Origin of the sequence: Paracoccus sp. NSM (genome assembly GCF_052379855.1) — a bacterium.
Lineage (GTDB): Bacteria > Pseudomonadota > Alphaproteobacteria > Rhodobacterales > Rhodobacteraceae > Paracoccus.
Map to the genome: position 1 here is coordinate 46,924 of NZ_JBQTCG010000004.1, position 25,721 is coordinate 72,644.

The window sequence follows — 25,721 nt, forward strand, 5'->3', positions numbered from 1 at the left end:
CGGCCCCCGCGCGGATCCGGGTCACTCGACCGCAGGCCGTCCAAGCGACGCCAGGACGGTGTTCAGCACGTCCTTGCCGCCGATCTGGTCGTAGAATTTGGGCCAGACATGCGCGGTGGCCAGGGCCATGAACTCGGCCTCGCCATCGGCCGGATCGCTGATCTTCATGCCGCGCGCGACCAGTTCGTCGCGGATCTTGGCTTCCTCGGCGCGCAGGAAATCGGCCGATGCCTGGGTCGCGGCCTCGCCCGCGGCCAGGATCTGGGCCTGCTGATCGGGGGTGAGGCTTTCGAACAGCGCCTCGCTGACGATCAGCGGCTCGATCGAAAAGACATAGCGGATGTTCGTGATGTAGGACTGAACCTCGTCGAACTTCATCGCATAGACCGTCATGTAGGGATTGTCCTGGCCATGCACGACACCCTGTTGCAGCGCGGCGAAAGTCTCGCTCCAGGCCATGGGGGTGGGGTTGATGCCCCAGGCCTTGTAGGTCTCGATCATGATCTCGTTGCGTGGCGTGCGAATCTGAAGCCCTTGCAGATCCGCGACGGTCTCGACGGGACGGCGGGAATTGGTCAGCACGCGAAAGCCGGAATAGCCCCAGCCCACGATGCGCACGCCGGCATCCTCGATCGTCTGCTCGACCATGCGCTGGCCGACTTCGCCTTGCGTGATGGCCTCGGCGTCATCCTGGCTGAGGATGACATAGGGCAGCGTCAGCGTGCCGACACTGGGCGAAAAGGGCGTCAGGTTGTTGATGGCAAGGATCGAGAAATCCAGCGTGCCGGTCGCAAGCGCGCTTACGGTGTCCTGTTCGTCACCAAGCTGGCCGTTCAGGAACAGCTGCGCGCTCATCTCGCCGCCCGATTGTTCCTGGAGGGCGGAGACGAAGGCTTTGCCGAGCGCCTCCTGCGTGCCTCCGGCGCCGTCTCCGACCGCGATCCGGAACTCGGTCGCGGCGACGGGCATGGCAAGCGCCAGGATCGAAGCGGATACGGTGAGAATGCGTTTCGTGAATGTCATGTCATGTCTCCCTGTGATGTGCGCCGCGGCTTGTTCGCGGTCGTTGACAAGGGGGAAGATTGCAGAGGTCGCGCGGCGAGGATATGACCAGTTCAGGGGGATTATAGGTCCAGATGGCAGCGAAACTTTCGACCGACGCGATCTTCCTGCGCGACGCCGATGCACCGACCCTGCAAGGCCGTCTTGCGGCGGCGATCGTTCGCGCGATCCTTGAAAGCCGGGCACTGCCCGGCACGCGGCTGCCCTCCAGCAGGCAACTGGCCGAGGGTCTGTCGATCTCTCGGATGACCGTCACGCTGGTCTATCAGGAGCTGGTCGGCCAGGGCTATCTGGAGACCCGCCCCCGTTCGGGGATCGCGGTCGCCTCGACGGTTCCGCACCGCCGCCTGCAACACAGCGCAGGCCCCGACGTGTCCGGCGCGCCCTTGGACTGGAACCGCTGGCTGTCCAAGGGCGACATGCCCCGGCGGGTCATCCGCAAACCGTCCGACTGGCGCAGCTATCGCCATCCGTTCATCTTTGGTCAACCGGACCCCAGCCTGTTCGATCACCATGCCTGGCGCGATTGTGCGCGGCGCGCGCTTGGCACACGCGACTTCGCCGAGCTGGCCGCCGACCGGTACGGCACGGACGATCCCCTGCTGGTCGACTACATCTGCTCGAACACACTGCCGCGTCGGGGCATCTATGCCAGCCCCGACGAGGTTCTGGTCACGCTCGGCGCCCAGAACGCGCTGTTCCTGGCAGTCGAGTTGCTGGCCCGCGCGGACCGGCTGGCTGTCGCAGAAGAGCCGGGCTATCCCGATTTCGCGGAAACCCTGCGGCGCGCCCAAAGCCCCACCACCTTTCTGCCGGTGGACGAGCATGGATTGAACCCCCAGCATCTGCCCGACGAGACGCGGCTCGTCATCGCGACGCCCAGCCACCACATCCCGACCAATGCGACCATGCCCCTTGCCCGGCGGCAAGAACTGCTGCGCCTCGCATCCGCGCGTGATTTCGTCATCATCGAGGATGACTACGATTTCGAGATGTCCTATCTCGCGCCCCCGGCGCCGGCACTCAAGTCGCTGGATCGCGACGGGCGCGTGATCTATCTGGGCAGCTTCTCCAAATCCCTCTTTCCCGGCCTGCGGATCGGCTACATGGTGGCTTCGGCGCCGTTGATCGCGCGGGCCCGTGCCCTGCGCGCCATGCTGCTGCGGCATCCGCCCGGTCACCTGCAGCGCATCACGGCCTATTTCCTGGCGCTTGGCCATTATGACGCCCATCTCGCGCGGCTTCGCGACGCCCTTGGTCATCGCCGCGCGGTCCTGGATCAGGCCGTCGCCGACAGCCGCATCGTGCCCGAGGGAGCCTCGGCGATGGGTGGAGCCAGCCTGTGGCTTCGCGGCCCGGACCATGTGGACAGCCTCGAACTGGCGGAACGGCTGCGCGCGGAAAGTGTGCTGATCGAACCCGGAGCCGTGTTCTTCGAATATCCACCCTCGCCCTGCCCGCTGTTTCGGATCGGTTTCGGATCAATCCCGGCCGCTGATATCGCACCCGGGATCAGGCTGATCGACAAGGTGCTGGCGGAAAGCGTCCACAGACCGGGCTGAGACACCCCCCGTTGCCGGGCGCCGCGTTTGGGCCGTCGTCCCGGCGCATGCGGGACTGCCATTCGTGCCGTTCCAGAATGCGAAGGCCGTCCGCCGACGCGCCGGATTTCAGTCAGTCTTTGCCGCCAAGGTCTGGCTGGCCCATTCATGCACCATGTCCAGCGCCTGCGGTGACATGATGATGTTGTTCCCCAGATTCGAGGTCATCTGGAAGCGGTCGCCATGCTCGTCCGCGAGGATGAAGGAATAGCGGATCGGGCGCACATGCGACAGCCGCGCGAAATCGCGCGACCGGGCGGCGTATTGGCGGGCCGTGATCTCGATGACGCGGCCGCCCTGTCCCAGAAAGCCGCCATTGATCATCCCGGCTCCGTGGCAGCCGACCAGAACCCGCGCGGCGCGAACCATGGCGATCTGTTCGGGCAGGCTGTAGTTCTCAAGGATCACCCGCTCGGCGCCAAGAGGGGCGAGCCGGTCGACCAGAGCATCCTCGTTCACGATCTTGCGGTTCTCGAGATGCGCGCGCGATACGATCAGGATCGGCGCCCGGAGAGGCGCCTCTGGCAGCGCGACGTGGCCACGGTCGAACGCGTCGAAGAAATCCCACATCCCCTCGGCCGTGCCGAAAGGATAGGGGCTGGGCTGCGGCAGCTTCAGCAGCGCACCGGTGTCGGGGTCTCGCGCAAAACCATGCGGGCTGTGGACAATAAAATATCCGTCATCGACCGCGAAAGGACCAGCCTCGTAACGAACGGGGATCGTCAGACGCGCCAGCATCAGGTCAAGATAGTCACGGCGGAACCCGCCTTCGGGCTCGGAGCCGTAGATCACCATCTGTTCGACGTCCAGACTGGACGCAGCGCCGATGGCACGCGCGAGATTCGGCATGACATCCGCAATGAAGTGATAGTAATTGGTCGTCTCGCTCATGAACACCACAAGCGAGCGTTCGGTGATGCGGGGCATGCCCGCACCCGCTCGGTAATCCTTGCCCTTGGTAATGAACTTCCTGAAGAAGCTCGCGCCTGAAAAGCCCATGACGGGGATGTCCTGCGCCGTGAAAAGCCCGCCCTGGTCGCAGACTGCATCGGTAAGCGGCACGATTCCGGAGCCGCGGACGATCCAGTTGCGGCGACGTGTGCCATGCAGGGATTTCATGCCGTCTCGGCCCTTGATACGGGGCCAGGGGCAGGTCGTTCGGCTGTCGAACACATCGACTGCGGCCTGCCCGAGTTCCGTGCCATGAAGCGTCCCATCGGGATGGGGCACCATCGGGCCGTCCACGCCGGGGATGTAAAAGCTCTGCATCTTTACGCGCTCTCGTTGCGGCCCAAAAGCGGGGCCAGCTTTCGGGTTGAACGGACACGCCCGAACAGCGGGTGCGGGCGTAGCCCTTGGCTCAGGGCATCAACCGGACGGCCTCGCGCAGACCGTCCAGCACCTCAAGGCAACGTTGCTCGGGCAAAAGCGAGAAGGGCAGCGCGTCAACGCCATCTTTCAGTGTGCTTTCCACGATCTCGGCGCTGGTCCGGTGGCAGAACCCTTCGCGCCCGACGCCTTCGTAGTAGTCGCGGTATTTCCAGGGAATGGTCGCTTCGCTTTCCTTCCAGAACAGGCTTGGAATGCCGTAGGCATCCGCAAAGATCAGCCCATGCAGACTGGACGAGACGATGCGCGAACAATGCGCCAGCCTCGACAGCGTCCCGGCAATGTCGGGATCGGTGAAATCAAGGATCTCCACCTCGCCGAAAGCCTGCGTGAACTGCTTCAGCGCCGGGTGGTTCAGCATACTGTGATGCGGAATCAAGCCGATCTTGGTCCGCTCGGTCCCTTCGGCAGGGCCGGGCCAGATCTCGCGCACGAAAAGACCGGGATCGCCAAACGGGACATCGGGGCAGCCATTGATCTCGCCAGCGGTCAACGGGCCGCGCAGCGCCGAGATCGTGACCGACATCTGCCGCATCGAGCAGGGCGACGGCTTGCCCGTTCCGCTGCCCCAGACGAACAGGGGCTTGGTCCGTTTGCGACGGTCCGCCATGCCCGGATTGAACACGCTGCCGATGGCGATGCCGTCGCAGTCTTTCGGTGATCCGCGAACCACCTCGCGGCCGCTGACATGCGACAGCACAAGTGGCGAGATCTCGTCTCCGAGATTGATACCCTTGGACTTTGGCGCCCACCAGAACAGGCGGAACGCGTCGTTGTGGGGTGCATCGGACAAGTGACTATTCCTTGGACTGAAACTCGTGAACCGGGGTGCCGCCCAACGGGGCGACCTGTCATGTATCGACTTCTCTTGCTCCTGCGACGATGTGTCAACCGCAGAAACGTGCGCGCGGGCATCGGGCTGGGACGCAAGGTGGCGGACCCTGCGGCACCTGCGGAAACGCTCGGCAAACAAGCGGAAAAGCGCCGCCACTTGACTTGTATGGAAGTATGCCGTATCAGGGAGAGATGCGTCTGATCCGTCCCATCTCGACCGCGCAGCAGGTTCACGAATGGCTGCATGGCTGCGTTCTGCGCGGCGATCTTCTGCCCGGGGCGCGCCTCTCGGAAACCGAGATCGCCCAGCAGGTCGGCCTGTCGCGCCAGCCCGTCCGCGAAGCCTTCATCCGGCTGGCCGCCGATGGCCTGGCCGAGGTGCTGCCGCAGCGTGGCACCTATATCGGGCGGATCTCGACCAGCGCCATCCTGTCCGCGCGCCTGATCCGCGAGGCGGTCGAGGCCGATCTGGCGCGGATGGTCGCCCGCGCGCGCCCGGACCTGTCGGCCATGCAGGCCCAGCTTGACGCGCAGGACCGCGCCCATGCGGCGGGCGACGTGCCCGCCTTCATCGAGGCCGACGACCTCTTTCATCGCGCCATGGCCGAGGCTGCGGGCCATCCCGCCGTCTGGTCCGATCTGGAGCGGCTGAAGGCGCAGATGAACCGTCTGCGCCACATGGCGATGCGCCATTTCGACCGGGCCGAGACCATCGCCCAGCACCGCGCCATCCTTGCGGCACTGCTGGCGGGCGACGCGGACGCAGCCGAGGCCGCGGCCCGCACCCATCTGCGGCAGATGCTGGAAGAGCTGCCGCAGATCGCCGCCGCCCATCCCGATTATTTCACCACCTGAGAGGCCCGGATGCGACAGACCTCGCGCCGGTTCGGGGCGGCCGACACCGTTTGGATCGACGACATCATCCAGGCCGGGGTCAAGGGCGCCGTCTGCCCCCCCGCCGGGATCGGGGCCCGCCATCAGGCCATCGCCCGGATGCGTGACGGCACGCGGTCGGGGCTTGCCTTGGAAGTCGTCGAAAGCCTGCCCGTCAGCGAGGCGGTCAAGACCCAGCCCGGCGATTGGCGCGGCCCTGCGGCGAACTGGATCGCCCGGATCCGGACGCGCACGGATCTGTCATGGCGGCGGCCAAACGGCGCGCGCTGCGTGCGCTTCGAGCTGTTCGATCGCGCGGCCTCCGCCACCCCTATCCGGGTGCGGCCCGGTGCGGATGCGGTCCTGCCCGCCATGATGCGACGACTTGGCGGCGGCGTGCATTTCACGCATCTGCGCGATGTCCGGCGCGGCGGCTGTCGCGCGATCGGACGCCTCAAGGGGCTGGCCGGATTGCGGGGGGTCAAGGCCGCGGTGGCCCGCAACAAGGAGCTTTTGCCATGACACGCATCCTGTCCATCGGAGAGGCGATGCTAGAGCTTTCGGGCGCAGGTCAGCCCGACCTGTGGCGCGTCGGCATCGCGGGTGACACGCTGAACACCGCCTGGTATCTGCGACGGCTGCTGCCCCAGGGCATCGATGTCGGCTATCTCACACGGCTCGGCACCGGACCCTTCTCCGATCAGGCGCTGGATTTCATGGCGGCCGAGGGGATCTCGACCGCCCATGTCGGCCGCGACGCCCGGCGCGAGATCGGGCTTTACGCGATCACGCTGACGGGCGGCGAGCGCAGCTTTTCCTATTGGCGCGACACCTCGGCCGCACGGGGACTGGCCGATGATCCGGCGGCGCTGGACGCGGCGCTTTCGGGTTGCGATCTTGCGTATCTGTCGGGCATCACGATGGCCATCCTGGCTGAAACGGGCCGTGCCGCCCTGCTTGCGGCGCTGGCCCGCGCGCGCGATGCGGGCTGTTTCGTGGCTTTCGATCCCAACCTGCGACCGCGCCTCTGGCAGGACGAGGCGACGATGCGCGACTGGGTCCACCGCGCGGCCTCGGGCGCCGATCTGGTCCTGCCCAGCTTCGATGACGAGGCGCGCCATTTCGGCGATGCCGACCCCGACGCCACGCTGGCGCGCTATCTGGATCAGGGTGCGGGGCAGGTCGTGGTCAAGAATGGCGGCGGCCCCATCGCCTTTGCCGCAGCCGATGGCGCGGGCGTCGTGGCCGGCCTCGAACCCGAGACGCCCCGCGACACGACGGCAGCGGGCGACAGCTTCAACGCAGGCTACATCGCCGCCCGACTGCAGGGCGCGGCCCCCGAGCACGCGATCGGCCGGGCCCATGACCTCAGCCGCCGCGTGATCCGCCATCCCGGCGCCCTTGTCCGCGAGGCTGTCAACCCGGAGGCGCCCCGATAGGGCCTGCGCTCAAAGCGCCTCGACCGCCCCCCGCGCGCCTCGGGCCGCCAGCGCGCGCAGAGCCGTCTCGAGATCCCGGGCAAAGCCCCGATCATCGCGCAAGGCCGGCGGAAAGATCTGTGCCAGCGACAGGAAGGCCGCGACCGCGCGGCCGGGATCGTCGTCCCACGCGGCGGCCAGATGCGCGGCCAAGGGGTCGCGGACATCAATGGGCGCCCCGTCGAGCCCCCTGCCCGAGGCGTAGCGCATCCAGGCCGCCACGGCCAGCGTCAGGCCCGCCACCGGGCGCCCTGCCGCGCGGCCCTCGGCGATGGTGCCAAGGATGCGCTGCGGCAGCTTCTGACTGCCATCCATGGCGATCTGCCATGTCCGGTGACGGATCGCGGGATTGGCATAGCGATCCCGCAGCGCCTCGGCGTAACCGGCCAGATCGACGCCCTCGGGCGGGGTCAGGGCCGGAATGATCTCGTCACGCCAAAGGCGCGTCACATAGCCGGCAAGGACGGGGTCGGCCATCGTGTCGGCGATGGTCTCATGACCCGCCAGATAGCCCAGATAGGCAAGGCTGGAATGCGTGCCGTTCAGCATCCGCAGCTTCATATGTTCGAACGGCGTCACATCGGCGACCATCTGTGCGCCGACCGCGCCCAGATCGGGGCGGCCCGCGCAGAAGCGGTCCTCGATCACCCATTGGCGAAAGGGCTCGTGCATCACGGGCGCCTCGTCGCGCAGGCCCGTCAGGGCCTCCAGCCGGTCCAGATCGGCGGGCGTGGTCGCGGGCACGATCCGGTCCACCATGGTCGAGGGAAAGGCGCCCTCGGCCGCGATCCATTCGGCCAGCGCCGGGTCGATCAGGCGCGCAAGGTCCAGCACGACGCCCCGCACGACGCGGCCGTTTTCCGGCAGGTTGTCGCAGCAGAGGACCGTGAAGGGCTTCAGACCGGCCGCGCGCCGGGCCTGAAGTGCGCGGACCAGAAAGCCCGGTGCGGATTTCGGAAGCCCGCTTGCACGGTCATGGCGGATATCCGGGTGGTCCGCGTTGAGCCTGCCCGTCGAGGGTTCGTGGCAGTAGCCCTTTTCGGTCACGGTCAGGCTGACGATCTGCACGGATGGCGCCGCCATCGCGTCCAGGACCGCCTGCGGGTTCTCGGGCGCGACAAGGACGTCGCGCAGAATGGTCACGACCTGCGGCGTCTCGCCCTTTGGGCCCAGTTCCAGCGCGGTATAGGCCCAGCCCTGCGGGGCCAGCCTGTCGCGCGTGCCGGGCGATTGAAGCGAGACGCCGATGATCCCCCAATCGCCGCCCGACGCCTGCATCGCCTGCGCGACATAGATCGCGCCATGCGCGCGAAAGAACGCGCCCAGACCCAGATGGACGATGCCGGCAGGCGCGGTGGACGGGGTGTGGTTCAGTCTACCGGGCAAGCCAGCCTCCATCGACGTTGAGGATTGCGCCGTTGATGTAGTCGGATGCGGGCGCGGCCAGGAAGACGGCGCTTTGGGCGATGTCCTCGGGGCGGCCCCAACGGGCGGCGGGGATGCGGTCGAGGATCGCGCGCGACCGGTCGGGATCGGCGCGCAGGGCCTCGGTGTTGGCGGTCTCGATATAGCCCGGCGCGATGGCGTTGACGTTCAGCCCCCGCCCCGCCCATTCATTCGCCATCAGCTTCGTCAGCCCCGCCACGCCATGTTTCGAGGCCGTGTAGGACGGCACCCGGATGCCGCCCTGAAACGAAAGAAGCGAGGCGATGTTGACGATCTTGCCCATGCCTCGCGGCAAAGCGGCGCGGGCGAAGGCCTGGCAGGTGAAGAACAGCGCCTTGAGGTTCACATCCATCACCGCGTCCCAATCGGCCTGCGAGAAATCCACCGCGTCGTCGCGCCGGATGATGCCGGCATTGTTCACCAGAATGTCGATCCGCTCGGCCGCAAAGACCTCTTGCGCGGCCATCGGGTCGGCGAAATCCAGCCGCAGCGCGCGCCCGGACCCCATCAGCGCCAGCGTCTCGTCGCAGTCGCGCCGACCCGATGCGATCACCTCGGCCCCTGCCTGCGCCAGGGCCACCGCGATGGCCTGCCCGATGCCGGTATTGGCGCCCGTCACCAGCGCGGTCCGGCCCGTCAGGGAAAAGGCGCTCACCGCAGGTCCCCCGGCTGGATAAAGTCCATGTCGGTATAATCCACATTGTCGCCGGCCATCGCCCAGATGAAGGTGTAGCCGCCGATGCCCGCGCCCGAATGGATCGACCAGGGCGGCGACAGGACCGCCTGTTCATTGGCCACGAACAGGTGGCGCGTCTCGGTCGGCTCGCCCATCAGGTGCAGCACGCGCGAGGCCTCGTCCATGCCGTGATAGAGATAGGCCTCCATCCGCCGGTCGTGGATGTGGCTGGGGATGGTGTTCCAGACCGAGCCGTCTTCCAGCGTGGTATAGCCCAGGACCAGCTGGCAGCTTTCCATCACAAGCGGGTGGATGAACTGCTTGATCGTGCGCTTGTTCGAGGTTTCCACCGCGCCCATGTGGACATGCTTGGCCTCGGCCACCGTGACCAGCCTGTGCGGCAGCGCCCGGTGCGCGGGGGCCGAGGTGATGTAGAACCGCCCCTGCCCCGAAAACGTCACCGGCCCCGCGCCCATGCCGAGATACAGCACATCGCCCGTCGCCAGGTCCCAGCCCTGGCCCGCGGCCTCGATCCGGCCGGGGCCGCCGATATTGACGATCCCCATCTCGCGCCGGTCGAGGAAGCTGGGCGTCCTGGTCTCGGCGATCTGGTTCAGGGTCAGGCTGGCGCCGCCCGGCACCGCGCCGCCCACGACGAAACGGTCGTAATGGGTGTAGGTCAGGCGGATCTCGCCCGGCGCGAACAGCCCCTCGACCAGGAAATGCCGGCGCAGCTGGGCGGTGTCCATGCCCCTGGCGTGGTCCGGGTGGATCGCGTGGCGCGTCTCGACATGGGTCATAGATAGGGTCCTTTCAGAGAAAATCGTCGAAAATCAGAGGCCAGCGAGCCGCGGCAGCCACATCACCACCGCGGGGACATAGGTCACCAGCAGCAGCACGGCGAACAACAGCAGGTAGAACGGCCCCAGGGCGCGGATCGCCGTCTCGACCCGCACACGGGCCACGCCAGCACCGACGAAAAGGCCTGTGCCGACCGGAGGCGTGATCGTGCCGATGGCCAGGTTGAAGACCATGACGACGCCGAAATGCACCGGGTCCATGCCGACCTTCTGGGCGATGGGCAGAAGGATCGGCGTAAAGATCAGGATGGCCGGGCCCATATCCATGAAGCAGCCCACCACCAGCAACAGGATGTTGATGATCAGCAGCACGATCAGCGGATTGTCCGAGATCGCCAGGATCAGCGCACTGACGGCGGCGGGAATACCGGTGAAGGCCATCGCGAAGCTGAGCGCGGCCGAGGCCGCCAGCAGCAGCATGATCGTTCCGGTCATCTGCACCGTCTCGATCAGGAAACCCGGCAGCGCGCTCAGCGGCACGGTGCGGTGAATGACGAAGGCCAGCAGCATCGTGTAAAGGACGGCGATGCCCGAAGCCTCGACCGCCGTGACGACGCCCAGCATGATGCCGCCGATGATCAGCACGATCAGCATCAGGCTGGGCAGCGCGCGCAGCGTGACCTGCACCGCGTCGCGGATCGAGGGGCGCGCATCGCCGCGCCAGCCGTGGCGGCGCGCGATCAGCCCCGTGACCATCATCAGCCCCAGCCCCCACAAGGCGCCCGCCACCGCCCCGGCCAGAAACAGCGCCGCGATCGAGGCCCCGCCCGCGACCAGCGAATAGATGATGAAGGCCGTCGAGGGCGGGATCAGCATCCCCGTGGGTGCGCTGGCGATGTTGACGGCAGCGGCGAAGCCGGGATCGTAGCCCTCGCGCTTCTGCATCGGCACCATGACGCCCCCGATCGAGGTCGAGGCCGCGATGGCCGAGCCCGAGATCGCGCCAAAGAGCATGTTCCCCGCAATGTTGGTCTGCGCCAGCGATCCGGGCACGCGCCCGGCCAGCAGCTTGGCGAAATCGACCAGCCGCACCGCGATGCCGCCCGAGTTCATGATGACGCCCGACAGGATGAAGAACGGCACCGCCAGCAGGGTGAAGCTGTCCAGGCTGGCCAGCATCTTCTGCGCCGAGGTGAACAGCGCCATGTCGAAGGGCAGGACCAGCAGCAGGGCCGCGATGGCGGCGGCGGTGATCGCCAGCGCAAGCGGGATGCCCAGCAGGGCAAGACCCCCGAACACCGTCAGCAGGATCAGGCTTGCGGTTCCGGCCATCTCATTCCCCCGGCAATTCGGCCATGTCCTCGGCAGGGACATGGTGGCTGCGCCCGCGCAGCAGATCGAGCGCGTTCAGGAAGGCGTAAAGGATCATCAGCCCGCCGCTGACCGGCAGCGACAGATAGACCCAGCTCATCGGGATGCGCAGGACCGCGCTGGTCTGGCGGGCCGAGATCTGGACGCCGCGCATCCCGCCCCAGATCAGCACGACCCCGGCAAAGACCGTGAAGGCCAGCAGGACCAGCCCCTCCAGCCGCAGCCGCCAGCGCGCAGGCAGCCAGCCGCGCAGCATGTCGATGGACAGGTGACTGCCCTGCCCCACCGCATAGGCGGCGCCCAGCATCGACATCCAGATGACGCCGTAACGCAGCACCTCCTCGGTCACGGATGACGGCGCGTTCAGCGCGTATCGGCTAAAGACCTGCCATGCCAGCACCGCGACCAGCAGCAGAAGAAGGCCGCAGCACAGCCCGCCGACCGTCAGGTCAAGGATGCGCCGCGGCCTGTCCATCAGACGCCCCCGGCGGCGCGGATCTGTTCGACAACGGCCGCGCTGTCGGCGGGCAGTTCGTCATAGATGGGCGCGACCGCCTCGCGGAAGGGGGCCACTTCGACCTCGTGGAAGGTCACGCCGAACGCGTCGCGCGCCTCGGTCGCGGCGGCCTCGACGGCTTGGTCCCAGACCGATTTGTGGAAGGCGGTCGATTCTGCGGCAGCCTCGCGCACGGCGGTCTGATGGTCCTCGGACAGGCGGTCCATCGCGGCGGTGCCGATCAGCAGGATGTCGGGGATGCGGGTGTGGCCGTCCAGCGTGTAGTGCTTGGCGACCTCGGCATGGCGGGCGATGGTCAGGGCGAATTCGTTGTTCTCGGCCCCGTCCAGAACGCCCTGTTGAAGCGAGGTATAGACCTCGGCCTGCCCCATCGCGACCGGGGTGGCACCCAGAAGCTCGGTCATGCGGATGGCGGTCGGGCTTTGCAGGACGCGGATCTTCAGACCCGCCAGATCCTCGACCGAGGTGACGGGCCGGTTCACGGTGTAGAAGTTCCGCGCCCCCGAATTGTAGTAGGTCAGGCCCAGAAAGCCCAGATCGGCGGTCGCCTGATAGATCGGCTCCATGATCGCCGCATCGTCCATCACGCGGTAGAAATGGTCCTGATCGTCAAAGAGGAAGGGCAGCGGAAAGACGCCGTAGACCGGCGCGAAGCTTTCCAGCAGGCCGCCCGACACCTTGGTCATGTCCAGCGCGCCGCCCTGCAGCATCTCGACCATCTCGCGTTCGCCGCCCAGCTGGCCATCGGGAAAGAACTGCACGGTGACGTCGCCGCCGGTCTTTTCCTCGACGAGGCGCGCGAATTCCTGCATCGCCTCGACCGTGGGGGTGGCGTTCTGGGCATAGCCGAAACGCAGCGTCTCGGCCTGTGCGGCGCTGGCGGCCAGGATCAGGGCCAGCGCGGTCAGGGTCTTGGTCATCGTCTCTCCTCCCTCAAGGATGCGCGCGTCAGATGTAGCCGCGCAGATATTCGGCCAAAGCCAGCATCGCCATCGCCTGCCCATAGGGCATCGAGGTCCGTGGGATCTGGCGGTAATAGTCAAGGTCGCTGCCCATCGCGGTGCCGAAGGACACGTTCTGCAATTCGCCATCGGGGCTGATATTGTCGATCACGGCGCGAATGGCGCGTTCGGCAACGGGCGCGTAATCGGCGGGCAGATAGCGGCGGCGCACGCCCTTGAGCAGGCCATAGGCAAAGCCCGCCGTGGCCGACGCCTCGAGATAGCTGTCCTTGTCGTCCAACAGCGTGTGCCACAGGCCGCTTTCGTCCTGCGCGTCGCGCAGCGCGGCCGCCTGACGGCGGAACAGCGACAGCAGATGGCGGCGGGTCGGATCGCCCTCGGGCAGGTCCAGCAGCTCGATGAATTCCGGGATCACGATGGTGATCCAGCTGTTCCCCCGCGCCCAGAGCGCGCGGGCAAAGTTGTGGTCGCCGTCGAAGGTCCAGCCGTGGAACCACAGCCCGCTGGACGTGTCGGCCAGATACTGCGCATGCAGCAGGAACTGGTACTTGGCTTCCTCGACATAATGCGGGCGGTTCAGGACCAGGCCGATCTTGGCCAGCGGCATGACCGACATCATCAACGTGTCGTCCCACAGCTGCTGGTCGTTCACGCTGTTATAGACGATGTGCTGCAAGCCGCCCTCGCGTGTGCGCGGCATCTCGTGCATGACCCATTCCGCCCAGGCATCCAGATAGGGCAGCCACATCGGATTGCGGTCGCGTTCGTAGAGATGCGCCAGCGTCAGGAAGGGCGCGACGGTGTTGATGTTCTTCGTGGGCGTGCCCTCGGCCAGCCGCGCGTCGAACCAGTCGCGGATGATCGCCATCGCCTTGTCGCTGCCGGTCAGCTGCCAATACTGCAGCAGACCGTAAAGACCGATGCCATGGGTCCATTCCCAGCCCGCCCAGCCCTTGGTGTCGATCACGCGCCCATCTTCCAGCCGCAGCAGGAATTCGCCCGTCTCGTCGGTGATGTTCACCAGATTGTCGGCCAGCTTTTCGATCAGGCCGGCGACCTCGCTGCGCGAGACAAAGCGGTCCTTCTGCCGCAGAAGCGGGTGCATCAATCATCCTCCCAATTTTCGGAACGGCGTTCCGGAAATGAAGGAAGCACGATCCGTTTCGGAAATCAACGGTATTTTTAAGCGCCCTCACCGCAACAATTGCTGGACTTATGGGCGCGCATGGTGTTTTTCAGAACGATGTTCCGAAAATAAAAGAACGATCATGGCAGAGAAGCCCCAGAAAACCGAGAATGCCGCCGCGGTGCTGAAGGTCTTTGCCGTGCTCGAATCGCTGGCCGAAGAACGCCGCGCCAGCCTGGCCGAGATCGCGCAGCGGGCGATGACCTCGAAAACCACGGCGCACCGTCTTTTGCAGACCATGCTGGATCTGGGCTATGTCGAGCAGGACCCCGAGACCGAGAAATACGCCCTGACGCTGAAGCTGTTCGGGCTGGGCGCGCGCATCCTGCGCGGGCAAGAGGATCTGCTGCGCGTCTGCGACCGCGAGATGGGCAAGCTGTCGCGTGCGACGGGCGAATCCATCAACCTGGGCGTGATGGACGATTTCGACCAGCGCGTCGCCTATATTCACAAATACGACAGCGCCTATACCCTGTCGATGCAGTCCACCCTGGGCAAGCGGAACCCGCTGCATTCGACCTCGCTTGGCAAGGCGCTGCTGGCCTTCCGCGACGATGACGAGATCGCCGAGCGGATCGCCGCGATGGAGCTGAAGAAACTGGCCCCCCGCACCATCACCGACCCCGAGACGCTGCGCGCCGAACTGGCCGCCACCCGCGCCCGCGGCTATGCCGAAGAGATCGAGGAATCCGAGGCCGGTGTACGCTGCATGGCCGCGCCGGTGATGGACCACGCGGGCAAGTCGGTCGCGGCGATCAGCATCGCCTTTCCGCTGGTGCGCTTCGACGAATCGCGCAAGGCCGAATATGTGCGCCTGCTGACCGAGGCCGGGCGCGCGGCCTCGGCCGCGCTTGGCTATACCTGACACGCCACCCGCCAGCGTTCGGCGTAATCGGCCAGCGCGGCGCGATCCGAACCTGAACCCCGTGGCGCCCAGAGCCGCGTCTGCGGCGGGCGTGCATCCGGCAGGCACAGCATCGCCGCGCCCACGCTGGTGCCGGTCGCCGAGGCCGCGACCGACACGCCGCCGGGCGTCAGCGCCGCCAGCATGTCGAGGTAATCGGGATTGGCCGCGAAAGGCCCCTCGACGATGACCTCTCCCTCGGCTCCGGCCAGATCCAGGCAGGTCCGCGTCATCAGCGCCAGATACCATGCCAGCCCGGCCATGCGCTGGCCTTCGGACGCGGGCGCAATTGTCCAGCCGCCGCGGCGGTCCGGGAATGGCCCGCATCCCGACTGGACCGAGGGCAGCAGCATCACGCCCTGATCCAGCACCGCCGCGCGGTCGGCTGCGTCGGGCGCCGCGTCGCTGCCGGCGCGGATGATCTGGTATTCCCGGCCTCCCATGAAGCGCGCCGATGGCACCGGCTGGCCAAGCGCGTTCACGTTCACCAGCACGTCGCGCGCAGGATCCAGCGCGGCTGCCGCGCCGCCCACCACCATGCAGACGACCCATGTCCCGGTCGAGACCACCGCGAACGGCCCCTTGCGGCCCAGCAGATGCGGATAAAGCGAGGCGTTGCTGTCATGGATGCCGACCGCGACGGGGGTGCCCGCCGGAATACCGGTCGCCGCGGCGATCCGGGCCGACAACCCGCCCAAGACCTCGGACGCGCGGCGAGGCGCGGCGATCCGGCCCTTTAGCCCAAGCGCGTGGACAAGGGACGAGAACCGCGCCCCCCACGGCTCCCACAGGTCGGTATGGCAGCCAAGCGAGGTCACGTCGCTGGCCAGCACGCCGGTCAGGCGATAGCCCCAATATTGCGGATAGGTCACGACATGCGCGACGCGGTCGCGCAGACCGGTCTGGGCCATCAGCCAATGCAGCTGCGCGCCAAGGTTCAGCCCGGCCGGCAAACGCGGCGATCCGGTCTGCATGAAGTCGGGCCGCATCGCGTCATAGGTCGGATCGGCGGGGATCGCATGTTCATAATCCAGCATCGGCGCGGCCAGCCCGCCCTGCCCGTCCAGCAGCACCGCCGCCGCGCCATGCGTCGTGACCGAGATCGCGTCGATCCCCTGCGCCGCCTGCATCTGGCGCAGGCCGTCCAGAAAAAAGGCCCAGTGCCCGTCCAGGTCCATATGCGGCCAGGGCGGCCCCGGCAGGACGCGGTTCGGGCGGGTCAGGACGGCAATCTCGGCCAGCGTGTCGCCATCGACCAGCGCGAGTTTCGCGTTGGTCTTGCCGACATCCAGAACGGCGATCCGCCTCATGGCAGGTGAAACATCGGGACCAGCGGCAGGGCGACCGGCTGATTGTCCCCCTGCGTCTGCATCAGGTCGGCCATATGCGCCCACCAGCGCTGCATCACCGGATGCGCGGGCAGATCGTCCATGCCGTGATCCTCGGGGCGGGTCAGCATCCCGAAAAGGGCGCCGGTCTCGGGGTCGAGGTGGATCGAGTAGTCGCTGACCCCTGCCCCGCGCAGCAGGTCCACCAGCTCGGGCCAGATCTCGTCGTGGCGGCGGCGGTATTCCTCGGCGGCGCCGGGGTTCAGCATCATGCGGAAGGCGTATCGGGGCATCAGGACCTCAGCTTGGCAATCAGGCGCGGCACGGCGATCACGCCGATCAGCAGCGCGCCCACGACGATGGACATCACGATCCCCGGCACGTTCAGCAGGCCAAGGCCGAAGGTCACCAGCCCCATCACGATGGCCGCCAGCACGACGCCCGGGATGGTGCCCGAACCGCCAAGGATGCTGACCCCGCCCAGAACGACGATGGTCACCACCTCCAGCTCGAACCCCGACGCGATCGAGGGCCGGGTCGAGCCGAGCCGCGAGGTCAGGCAGACCGCCGCAACGCCGCTCATCAGGCCGGTCAGCAGGAACAGGATGAAGCGGACGCGATCCACGCGGATGCCGGAAAAGCGGGCGGCGGTCGCGTTGTTGCCGATGGCATAGACCGTCCGGCCAAAGCTGGTGCGGTGCAGCAGCGTGCCAAAGACCAGCGCGGCCAGCGCGAAGATCACCAGCTCGACCGTGATGACCCAGAAGACATAGCCCTGCCCGAACCAGGCAAAGCTGGCCGGATAGCCGGTAAAGGCCGTGTCGCCCAGCACGATGTAGCTGATCCCGCGAAAGAGGCTCATCGTGCCGATGGTCACGACGATCGAGGGCAGGCCCAGCCCCGCCACCAGCGCGCCGTTGAACGCGCCGCAAAGAAGCCCCGTGCCAAGGCCGGTCAGCACGATCAGCGGCGTGCCCGCGCCAAGGCTCATGGCGATGCCCATCGCGGTCGAGGCCAGCGCGATGATCGCGCCGACGGACAGGTCGATGTCGCCCGCCACGATCAGCATCGCCATGGCAAAGGCGATCATCGCCTTTTCGGTGAAGTTGAAGGTCGCGTCGCTGAGGTTCCACGGGTCGAGGAAATAGGGCGAGGCCATCGCGTTCAGCAGGAAGATCGCAACCGCGACGACCAGCAGCAGGCTCTCCCAGCTTTTCAGGGCACGGGCGGCGGGGCTGGTCAGGCGGTCGGGGATCTGGCGGGGGGCGGTGGTCGTGGTCATGTCCGCGCCTCGGCTTGCTTGAGGATGATGCGGCCCGGATCGCGCCGGCCGAGCGTGTTGACGGCAATGGCGATCAGGATCGCGCTGCCCGATATCGCCATCTGCCAGAAGGGCGATATGCCGACGACCGGCAGCGCGTTCTTGATGATCCCCAGAAACAGCGCCCCCATCACCGCGCCTGCGACCGTGCCCGCGCCGCCTGCGATGGCGATGCCGCCGATCACGCAGGCGGCGACCACGTCCAGCTCGAACCCGCGGGCGATGTCCACATAGGCGACGGCATAGCGCGCGATCCACAGATAGCCGGTCAGCCCGGCCAAGGCGCCGGCCAGCACGAAGGCCGCGAACTGCGTGCGCCCGACCGAGATGCCGGCATAGCCCGCCGCGTGAGGATTGCCCCCCACCGCATAAAGCGCCCGGCCAAGCGGCAGCCGCGCGACGGCCAGCCCGACCAGCGACACCGCCGCAACCGCGATCCAGGCCATCACGGGCAGGCCCAGCACGACCATGCGCGGCAGCGCCTTGAACGGATCGCTCAGCTGATGGGCGTTGATCCAGGCGCCGTCCGTCAGCAGGAAGATCGTGCCGCGATAGATGGTCATCGTGCCAAGCGTCACCACGATCGACGGGATGCCCAGCTTCCAGACCAGAAGCCCGTTCACCGCCCCGAGCACCGCGCCCAGGGCGATCACCGCGGGCAGGATCACCGCCAGCGGCACGCCCATCCCGTCCATCAGCGCCGCGACCATGCCGCAAAGCGCAAGGTTCGCGGCCACCGACAGGTCGATGCACTTGGTCAGGATCACCGCCATCTGCCCAAGCGCCAGCAGGATCAGGGGCGAGGTGTCGGTCAGCACGCGCGCAAGGTTCGCGGGCGCCACGAAGGCGGGGAAGCGGCTGGCGATCACGGCCAGCAGGGCCAGAATGGCCAGCGCGAGGATCGCCTCGCGGGATTTGAGGATGGTCATGCGGCCTCCTGCTGGCTAATGCCGACGGCGGCGCGGACGAGGTTCTCGGGCGTCATGGCGGCGCCGCTGAACTCGCCCGCAAGGCGCCCCTCGCGCATGACGATGACGCGGTCGGACATGCCCAGAACCTCGGGGATTTCGCTGCTGACCATAATGACGGCCAGCCCCTGCCCGGCCAGCTCGGACATGAAGTCATGAACGGCGGCCTTGGAACCGATGTCGATCCCCTTGGTCGGCTCGTCCAGGATGATGACGCGGGGCTGGGTGGCCAGCCACTTGGCGATGACGACCTTCTGCTGGTTGCCCCCCGACAGAAGCGCGATGTCCTGATCGAGGCTTGCCGCGCGCAGGTCCAGCCGCTGCGTATAGTCGCGCGCCAGCTTGAATTCCCGGGCCAGCCGCAGGAACCCCGCGCGGCTGATGCGGGCCAGCGAAGGCAGCGTCACGTTCTGGAAAATCGGCAGGCCCTTGACGGCACCCTGCGCGCCGCGATCCTCGGGGACATAGACGATGCCCGCATCCACGGCCTCGGCGGTGGTGCGCAAGACGCGGACCTGGCCCTCGATCCGGCAGGCGCCCTTGGAGGGGCGGGTGATCCCGAACAGCGACTGCATCACCTCGGACCGGCCCGCGCCGACCAGACCGTAGAAGCCCAGGATCTCGCCCGCGTGGAGGGTGAAGGTGATGTCCTCGAACTCGGTCGGGTGGCTGTAGCCGGCGACCGTCAGGACCGGCGCGCCGATTGCGGCGGGGCGCTTGGGGTAGATCTGATCGACGCTGCGGCCGACCATCAGCCGGACCAGATCGGCCTCGCAGGTGCCGGCCATCTCGCCCTCGCCCACGAAGGCGCCGTCGCGGAACACCGTCCAGCGGTCGGCGATGCGGAAGATCTCGTCGAACTTGTGGCTGATGAACAGGATCGCCTTGCCGCGGGCCTTCAGCGTCTCGACCAGTTCGTAAAGCTCGGCGATTTCCTTGTGCGACAGGGCGGCGGTCGGCTCGTCCATGATGACGACGCGGGCATCGACCGACAGCGCGCGGGCGATGGCGACAAGGTGGCGGCTGGCGATCCCCAGATCCCGCAGGCGCGCGGCGGGCGAGATCGAGGCGCCGATGCCGCGCAGGATCTCGGCGGCGCGGGCGCGCATCGCGCGGCGGTCGATCAGGCCCCAACGGGTGCGGGGCGCGTGGCCGATGAAAATGTTCTCGGCCACGGTCAGCTCGTCGAAAAGCACCGTTTCCTGATGGATCGCGGTGACGCCGGCCTTCTGCGCCGACTGCGCGCCCGGAAAGCTGACGGGGCGTCCGTCCAGCATGATCTGCCCCTCGTCCGGCTGGTAGATGCCGGTCAGGACCTTGACGATGGTGGACTTGCCGGCGCCGTTCTCGCCGATCAGCGCGGTGACCTGGCCGGGGAACAGGTCCAGCCGGACGCCGTCCAGCGCCTTGACGCCCGGAAATGTCTTGACGATGCCGCGCAAGGACAGCACGGGCGTCGTGGGTTCAGCCTGCATGGGATATGTCCTGCGGAAAGGTCCCGGCGCGAGAGGACGCGCCGGGAGCAGCGTTCAGAAGATCGAGCTGAACTCGTCGATATTGCTGGCGTCATAGGTGAAGGGGTCGGCCATCGCGGCCTCGCCGTTCTCGTCCAGCGTCACCTCGCCCATGCGGCCGATGGGGATGGTCGCGCCGGGCTCTGCCGTGGCCGCGTCGGTCGCCAGCGCATGGGCGATCATCGTCGCGGAATAGCCCAGATCGATCGGGTTCCAGATCGCAAAGCTCTGCGAGGCGCCCGATTTCACATGTCCCGCCATCTCGGACGGCAAGCCGAGGCCGGTCACGTTGACCTGCCCCACCTTGCCCGCATCGGTCACCGCCTGCGCGGCCGCCACGATGCCGACGCTGGTCGGCGCGATGATCGCGTCCAGGTCGGGGTAGCTCTGCATCAGGCCCTGCGCCTCGCGATAGGATTTGTCGGCCAGGTCGTCGCCATAGACCGTCGCCACCACCTCGATGCCGGGGTAATCGCCCATGACCTTCTGCATCTCGGCGATCCAGATGTTCTGGTTGGTCGAGGTCGAGGTCGCCGACAGCACCGCCACCTGTCCGCCATCGGGCAGGTGATCGGCGGCCAGCTTGATGATCGTGTTGCCGATCAGCGGGGCCGAGGACGGGTTCAGGTGCATCTCGCGCCCCTCGGGGGCCACGCCGCTGTCCCAGCTGATCACGGTGATGCCGCGATCCATCGCGCGCTTCAGCGTGGGCACCAGCGCGTCGGTGTCGTTGGCGCTGACCGCGATGGCATCGACGCGCTGCGCGATCAGACTGTTCAGCACCTCGATCTGGCCCTCGGCGGTGGTGTCGGTCGGGCCGGTATAGATGATCTCGACATCGCCCAGCTCGGCCGCGGCTTCCTCGGCGCCCTTGTTGGCGGCCTCGAAGAAGCCGATGCCAAGCGCCTTGGCGACCAGCGCGATCCGCACCGGCTCTGCCTGCGCGGCGCCTGCGGCAAGAACCGAGGCCATTGCCGCCGTCGTCAGTATCTTCTTCAGCATGCTCATTATCCTCCCCTGAGCGATCCGCGCGTCACTCCTCCTGAGCGCGGGACTTTCCGGCCGTCATGGCAGAGGCCACGATCAGCCTTATCTCGGCCGCCTCAAGCATGGCGGCGGCACGGTCGTCGATGCCGTCATCGGTGATGACGGTGTGGATGCGCGACAGCGGGCACAGAAGCAGGCTGGACCGCTGCGCGAATTTCGAGCTGTCGGCCAGCACCACCAGCTCATCCGCCTGGCCCATCAGCTTCTGCTCGGCCTGCACCAGCAGGGGGTCGCCCTCCATCAGGCCCAGAGGGCCAAGGCCGCGGCAGCCCATGAACATGCGCTTGGCGTAAAAATGGCTGCTGCCGTCGGCGTCGAAGGGCGACAGGATGATGTTCTGCTCGCGGTAGATCGCACCGGCGGGCAGCAGGACGGTGTTCTTCGACTGCTTCAGCAGATGTTCCGCGATGGGGAAGCTGTTGGTAAAGACCTGCAACCGCTTGGTGGTCAGCGGGTGGACCATCTGAAAGGTCGTCGTGCCGCCGTTGATGATGATCGCGTCGCCATCCTCGCACAGATCGACCGCCGCCTGCGCGATGGCGCGCTTCTGCGCGATGTTGATCACCTGGTTCACCGCGAAGGGCCGGGCGTTGATGCCCACGAATTGCGGCGGGTGGACCGCCTCGGCCCCGCCGCGCACCCGGCGCAGCTTCTTGGCCAGATGCAATTGTGCGATGTCGCGGCGCACCGTCGCCTCGGACGCGCCGGTCAGGGCGCACAGATCGGCCACGCTGACGACCGGCCGTTCCTGAACCGCCGACAGGATGATGCGATGACGTTCGGTTTCCAGCATGGTGCCCCCCTTTCGGTGCAGTTTCCATCAGGACCGCGCATTGTCAATCATTTTCGCTCGCAGAAAGTGTTTCTGCGGCTGCATAATGATTGAAGATGATCGAAAGTGATTGACTTGGCTCGGGTCAGGCCGCTAACCGAAAAGCGACAGAGGCGGCATGTGCCGCCCGAATCGGGAGGATTCCATGACCGAGACCCTCGCCCGCCAGCGGCTTGAGAACCTTTGGGACGACGCCACGACCGCGTCCATGACCGAGCCGGAAAAGCTGCTCTACCGCTCGAACCTGCTGGGGTCGGACAAGCGCGTCACGAATTACGGCGGCGGCAACACCTCGGCCAAGGTGATGCAGGCGGACCCGCTGACCGGCGAGACGGTCGAGGTGCTGTGGGTCAAGGGCTCGGGCGGCGATATCGGGTCCATGAAGATGGACGGCTTCTCGACGCTCTACATGGACAGGCTGCGCGCGCTGAAAGGCAAGTATCGCGGCCCGGCGCATGAGGATGAGATGGTCGGCTACCTGCCCCATTGCACCTTTGCGCTGAACCCGCGCGCGGCCAGCATCGACACGCCGCTGCACGCCTATGTGCCGCGTCGCCATGTCGATCACGTCCATTCGGACGCGATCATCGCCATCGCGGCCTCGGTCAATTCGCGCGAACTGACGGCCGAGATCTTCGGCGGCGAGATCGGCTGGCTGCCGTGGAAGAAACCGGGCTACGAACTGGGCCTGTGGCTTGAAAAGCTGGCGACCGAAAACCCGCAGATGCGCGGCGCCGTGCTGGAAAGCCACGGCCTGTTCACATGGGCGGACGACGCCAAGGATTGCTACCAGACCACGCTGGAGATCATCAACAAGGCCGCTGCCTGGCTTGAGGACCGCACCGCCGGCAAGCCCGCCTTCGGCGGCGCCAGGGTTCCCACGCTGGACGCCCCGCAGCGCCGCGACATCGCCGCGCGGCTGATGCCCGCAATCCGCGGCCTCATCTCGAAGGACCGCCACAAGGTCGGCCATTTCGACGACCAGCCCGCCGTGCTGGAATTCGTCGGCTCGCACGCGCTGGAAACGCTGGCGCCGATGGGCACGTCCTGTCCCGACCACTTCCTGCGCACCAAGATCCGCCCGCTGGTGGTCGATTTCGACCCGGCCAATCCCGATCTGGACGCGGTGCTGGCCAGCCTGCCGCAGGCCATCGCGGATTACCGTGACGATTACGCCGCCTATTACGACCGCTGCAAGAAACCGGACAGCCCGGCCCTGCGCGATCCGAACGCGGTCGTCTACCTGGTGCCCGGCGTCGGCATGATCACCTTCGCGCTGGACAAGGCCACGGCCCGCGTCTCGGGCGAGTTCTACGTCAACGCGATCAACGTGATGCGCGGCGCCAGCGCGGTCAGCACCTATCAGGGCCTGCCCGAGCAGGAGGCCTTCGATATCGAATACTGGCTGCTGGAAGAGGCGAAACTGCAGCGGATGCCCAAGCCCAAATCGCTGGCCGGGCGCGTCGCGCTGGTCACCGGCGGCGCGGGCGGCATCGGGGCTGCGACGGCCGAACGCTTTCTGCGCGAAGGCGCCTGCGTGATGCTGGCCGATATCGACGCGGGCGCGCTGAGAACCGCGCATGAGGGGCTGGCCGCCAGCTTCGGCGCGGATGTGGTGCGCAGCGTCCAGATGAACGTCACCGACGAGGCGCAGGTCGCCCGCGCCTATGCCGAGATGGCGGTCGAGTTCGGCGGCATCGACATCCTTGTGTCGAACGCCGGGATCGCATCCTCGGCGCCCATCGAGGAAACCTCGCTGGCGCTTTGGAACAGGAACATGGACATCCTGTCCACCGGCTATTTCCTGGTCAGCCGCGAGGCGTTCAAGACGTTCCGCGCGCAGGCCATCGGCGGCTCGGTGATCTTCGTGGCCTCCAAGAACGGGCTGGCCGCCAGCCCGAATGCCAGCGCCTATTGCACCGCCAAGGCGGCCGAGATCCACCTGGCCCGCTGCCTTGCGCTGGAGGGCGCCGAGGGCGGCATTCGCGTCAACGTCGTCAATCCCGACGCCGTCCTGCGCGGATCGCGCATCTGGGAGGGCGAATGGCTGGACCAGCGCGCCGCGACCTACGGCACCGACAAGGGCGGACTGGAAGAGATGTATCGCAACCGCTCGATGCTGAAACGCTCGGTCCTGCCCGAGGACATCGCCGAAGGGGTGTATTTCTTCGCCTCGGACCTGTCGGCCAAATCGACCGGCAACATCCTCAACGTGGACGCGGGCAACGTCCAGGCATTCACGAGGTAAGCCATGATCGACAAGACACTGATCGAGGCGCAGAACGCCGCGCGCCGCGCGGACCTTGAGGCCGATTACGACGCGCTTGGCGCCCGCCTTGCCCGTCGCGGCATCGATATCGAGGCGCTGACCGCCCGCGCATCGGGCTTTGGCGTCGCGGTGCCCAGCTGGGGCACCGGCACCGGCGGCACGCGCTTTGCGCGCTTTCCGGGGCCGGGCGAGCCGCGCGGCATCATGGACAAGCTGGACGATTGCGGCGTGATCCATGCCCTGACCGCCGCCACGCCGACGGTCAGCCTGCACATCCCATGGGACCGCACCGACCCCGCCCTTCTGCGCGAAAAGGCCGAGGAGGTCGGGCTGGGCTTTGACGCCATGAACTCGAACACCTTTCAGGACCAGCCGGGTCAGGCGCATAGCTACAAGTTCGGCTCGCTGTCCCATACCGACCCTGCGGTGCGGGCGCAGGCGGTCGAGCATAATCTGGAATGTATCCAGATCGGGCAGGCCATCGGATCGACCGCGCTGACGGTCTGGATCGGCGACGGCTCGAACTTTCCCGGCCAGACCTCGCTGTCGCGCCAGTTCGACCGCTACATGGAGGCGATGGGCCGGGTCTATGCGGGCCTGCCGGACGATTGGCGGCTGTTTTCCGAACACAAGATCTACGAGCCTGCCTTCTATTCGACGGTCGTTCAGGATTGGGGCACCAGCCTGATGATCGCGCAGGAACTTGGGCCCAAGGCGCAATGCCTGGTGGACCTCGGCCATCACGCGCCGAACGTGAACATCGAGATGATCGTCTCGCGCCTGATCCGCGCGGGCAAGCTGGGCGGGTTCCACTTCAACGACAGCAAATATGGCGACGACGATCTGGACAGCGGCACCATCGACCCGTTCCGCCTGTTCCTGGTCTGGAACGAGCTGGTCGAGCTTGAGGACACGCCCGGCCTGAACCTGTCGCACATGATCGACCAGAGCCACAACGTCACCGACCCGATCGAGAGCCTGATCGTCTCGGCCACCGAGATCCAGCGCGCTTTCGTGCAGGCCTCGCTGGTGGACCGGACCGCGCTGGAGGGCTACCGGGCGGAAAACGACGCCCTGATGGCGGCGGCGACCCTGCGCGCCGGGTTCCGCACGGATGTAGAGCCGATCCTGCAGATGGCGCGGCTGCGTGCGGGGGCGGCGATCGATCCGGTGGCAACCTATCGCGCATCCGGCTGGCGCGCCAAGATGGCCGAGACGCGGCCCGCCGTGGCAGCGGGCGGCGGCGGGATCGTCTGAGGCACCGGTCAGGGCAGGTCGCGTTTTGCGGATCTGGCATTCGGCGCCCGGCAAGGGCGGCGGTTTCGGGGAACCGAAGCTGCCCG

At 67.0% G+C, this 25,721-nt stretch carries 24 protein-coding genes; 7 read left to right on the plus strand and 17 right to left on the minus strand.

Features of this window, described 5'->3' with window-relative positions; all coding sequences use genetic code 11:
- Positions 1-21 precede the first annotated feature (21 nt).
- A complete protein-coding gene (locus tag ACTZWU_RS08490; protein ID WP_444736925.1) occupies positions 22-1,023 on the minus strand; it encodes a TRAP transporter substrate-binding protein in 1,002 nt (333 codons plus the stop codon).
- A gap of 113 nt (positions 1,024-1,136) precedes the next feature.
- Here ACTZWU_RS08490 and pdxR point away from each other — a divergent pair, with 113 nt between their 5' ends.
- Positions 1,137-2,624, plus strand: coding sequence for a MocR-like pyridoxine biosynthesis transcription factor PdxR (gene pdxR / locus ACTZWU_RS08495; RefSeq protein ID WP_444736926.1), 1,488 nt, complete (start codon positions 1,137-1,139; stop codon positions 2,622-2,624).
- Positions 2,625-2,732: 108 nt separating this feature from the next.
- Here pdxR and ACTZWU_RS08500 read toward each other — a convergent pair whose 3' ends face one another.
- Positions 2,733-3,932 carry a glycosyltransferase family 61 protein gene (locus tag ACTZWU_RS08500; RefSeq protein ID WP_444736927.1) on the minus strand — a complete coding sequence of 400 codons (1,200 nt, stop codon included), beginning with the start codon at positions 3,930-3,932 and terminating at the stop codon, positions 2,733-2,735.
- A gap of 91 nt (positions 3,933-4,023) precedes the next feature.
- Positions 4,024-4,845, minus strand: coding sequence for a polysaccharide pyruvyl transferase family protein (locus ACTZWU_RS08505; RefSeq protein WP_444736928.1), 822 nt, complete (start codon positions 4,843-4,845; stop codon positions 4,024-4,026).
- Positions 4,846-5,078: 233 nt separating this feature from the next.
- On the opposite strand from ACTZWU_RS08505, the gene ACTZWU_RS08510 reads away from it, so the two are divergent.
- From ACTZWU_RS08510 to ACTZWU_RS08520, 3 genes are read left to right on the plus strand one after another with little or no spacing between them, the layout of a single operon-like run.
- Positions 5,079-5,741, plus strand: coding sequence for a GntR family transcriptional regulator (locus tag ACTZWU_RS08510; protein WP_444736929.1), 663 nt, complete (start codon positions 5,079-5,081; stop codon positions 5,739-5,741).
- Between the two features lie 9 nt (positions 5,742-5,750).
- The gene (locus ACTZWU_RS08515; RefSeq protein WP_444736930.1) at positions 5,751-6,281 is read left to right on the plus strand and encodes a hypothetical protein; all 531 of its coding nucleotides are present in this window, start codon (positions 5,751-5,753) and stop codon (positions 6,279-6,281) included.
- The gene (locus tag ACTZWU_RS08520) at positions 6,278-7,198 is read left to right on the plus strand and encodes a sugar kinase (protein WP_444736931.1); all 921 of its coding nucleotides are present in this window, start codon (positions 6,278-6,280) and stop codon (positions 7,196-7,198) included. The genes ACTZWU_RS08515 and ACTZWU_RS08520 overlap by 4 nt, the downstream gene beginning before the upstream one ends.
- Before the next feature lie 9 nt (positions 7,199-7,207).
- Here ACTZWU_RS08520 and ACTZWU_RS08525 read toward each other — a convergent pair whose 3' ends face one another.
- Genes ACTZWU_RS08525 through bglB form a run of 7 tightly spaced genes read right to left on the minus strand, consistent with a single transcriptional unit; the run spans position 7,208 to position 14,114 of the window.
- Entirely contained in the window at positions 7,208-8,611 is a 1,404-nt protein-coding gene (locus ACTZWU_RS08525; protein WP_444737161.1) for a mannitol dehydrogenase family protein, read from the minus strand.
- Between the two features lies 1 nt (position 8,612).
- Positions 8,613-9,338, minus strand: coding sequence for a 2-dehydro-3-deoxy-D-gluconate 5-dehydrogenase KduD (gene kduD / locus ACTZWU_RS08530; RefSeq protein WP_444736932.1), 726 nt, complete (start codon positions 9,336-9,338; stop codon positions 8,613-8,615).
- Complete coding sequence (gene kduI / locus ACTZWU_RS08535) at positions 9,335-10,159, minus strand: 5-dehydro-4-deoxy-D-glucuronate isomerase (protein WP_444736933.1); 825 nt, start codon at positions 10,157-10,159, stop codon at positions 9,335-9,337. The genes kduD and kduI overlap by 4 nt, the downstream gene beginning before the upstream one ends.
- 33 nt (positions 10,160-10,192) lie before the next feature.
- Positions 10,193-11,491, minus strand: coding sequence for a TRAP transporter large permease (locus ACTZWU_RS08540; protein WP_444736934.1), 1,299 nt, complete (start codon positions 11,489-11,491; stop codon positions 10,193-10,195).
- A gap of 1 nt (position 11,492) precedes the next feature.
- A complete protein-coding gene (locus tag ACTZWU_RS08545) occupies positions 11,493-12,005 on the minus strand; it encodes a TRAP transporter small permease (protein WP_444736935.1) in 513 nt (170 codons plus the stop codon).
- Positions 12,005-12,967 (minus strand): TRAP transporter substrate-binding protein, encoded by a 963-nt coding sequence (locus tag ACTZWU_RS08550; RefSeq protein WP_444736936.1) that lies wholly within the window; start codon positions 12,965-12,967, stop codon positions 12,005-12,007. Before ACTZWU_RS08550 ends, ACTZWU_RS08545 begins: the two co-directional genes overlap by 1 nt.
- A gap of 28 nt (positions 12,968-12,995) precedes the next feature.
- Positions 12,996-14,114 (minus strand): beta-galactosidase BglB, encoded by a 1,119-nt coding sequence (bglB, locus tag ACTZWU_RS08555; protein WP_444736937.1) that lies wholly within the window; start codon positions 14,112-14,114, stop codon positions 12,996-12,998.
- Between the two features lie 163 nt (positions 14,115-14,277).
- On the opposite strand from bglB, the gene kdgR reads away from it, so the two are divergent.
- Positions 14,278-15,060, plus strand: a complete 783-nt coding sequence (kdgR, locus tag ACTZWU_RS08560; RefSeq protein WP_444736938.1) for a DNA-binding transcriptional regulator KdgR — start codon at positions 14,278-14,280, stop codon at positions 15,058-15,060.
- On the opposite strand, the gene ACTZWU_RS08565 is transcribed toward kdgR, so the two are convergent.
- The 7 genes from ACTZWU_RS08565 to ACTZWU_RS08595 are packed head-to-tail and all read right to left on the minus strand — an operon-like array spanning position 15,051 to position 22,070.
- Entirely contained in the window at positions 15,051-16,409 is a 1,359-nt protein-coding gene (locus ACTZWU_RS08565; protein ID WP_444736939.1) for an FGGY-family carbohydrate kinase, read from the minus strand. The two genes, kdgR and ACTZWU_RS08565, sit on opposite strands and share 10 nt — an antisense overlap.
- On the minus strand, positions 16,406-16,720 hold the full coding sequence (locus tag ACTZWU_RS08570; protein ID WP_444736940.1) for an L-rhamnose mutarotase: 315 nt from the start codon (positions 16,718-16,720) through the stop codon (positions 16,406-16,408). Before ACTZWU_RS08570 ends, ACTZWU_RS08565 begins: the two co-directional genes overlap by 4 nt.
- A complete protein-coding gene (locus ACTZWU_RS08575) occupies positions 16,720-17,709 on the minus strand; it encodes an ABC transporter permease (protein ID WP_444736941.1) in 990 nt (329 codons plus the stop codon). The genes ACTZWU_RS08570 and ACTZWU_RS08575 overlap by 1 nt, the downstream gene beginning before the upstream one ends.
- Entirely contained in the window at positions 17,706-18,677 is a 972-nt protein-coding gene (locus tag ACTZWU_RS08580) for an ABC transporter permease (RefSeq protein WP_444736942.1), read from the minus strand. Before ACTZWU_RS08580 ends, ACTZWU_RS08575 begins: the two co-directional genes overlap by 4 nt.
- Complete coding sequence (locus tag ACTZWU_RS08585) at positions 18,674-20,191, minus strand: sugar ABC transporter ATP-binding protein (RefSeq protein WP_444736943.1); 1,518 nt, start codon at positions 20,189-20,191, stop codon at positions 18,674-18,676. The genes ACTZWU_RS08580 and ACTZWU_RS08585 overlap by 4 nt, the downstream gene beginning before the upstream one ends.
- Before the next feature lie 54 nt (positions 20,192-20,245).
- Positions 20,246-21,238 carry a rhamnose ABC transporter substrate-binding protein gene (gene rhaS, locus ACTZWU_RS08590; RefSeq protein ID WP_444736944.1) on the minus strand — a complete coding sequence of 331 codons (993 nt, stop codon included), beginning with the start codon at positions 21,236-21,238 and terminating at the stop codon, positions 20,246-20,248.
- 25 nt (positions 21,239-21,263) lie between these two features.
- Positions 21,264-22,070 (minus strand): DeoR/GlpR family DNA-binding transcription regulator, encoded by an 807-nt coding sequence (locus tag ACTZWU_RS08595; RefSeq protein WP_444736945.1) that lies wholly within the window; start codon positions 22,068-22,070, stop codon positions 21,264-21,266.
- A gap of 184 nt (positions 22,071-22,254) precedes the next feature.
- On the opposite strand from ACTZWU_RS08595, the gene ACTZWU_RS08600 reads away from it, so the two are divergent.
- Positions 22,255-24,357 carry a bifunctional rhamnulose-1-phosphate aldolase/short-chain dehydrogenase gene (locus ACTZWU_RS08600; RefSeq protein ID WP_444736946.1) on the plus strand — a complete coding sequence of 701 codons (2,103 nt, stop codon included), beginning with the start codon at positions 22,255-22,257 and terminating at the stop codon, positions 24,355-24,357.
- Between the two features lie 3 nt (positions 24,358-24,360).
- Positions 24,361-25,635 carry an L-rhamnose catabolism isomerase gene (rhaI, locus tag ACTZWU_RS08605; RefSeq protein ID WP_444736947.1) on the plus strand — a complete coding sequence of 425 codons (1,275 nt, stop codon included), beginning with the start codon at positions 24,361-24,363 and terminating at the stop codon, positions 25,633-25,635.
- Positions 25,636-25,721: the final 86 nt, after the last annotated feature.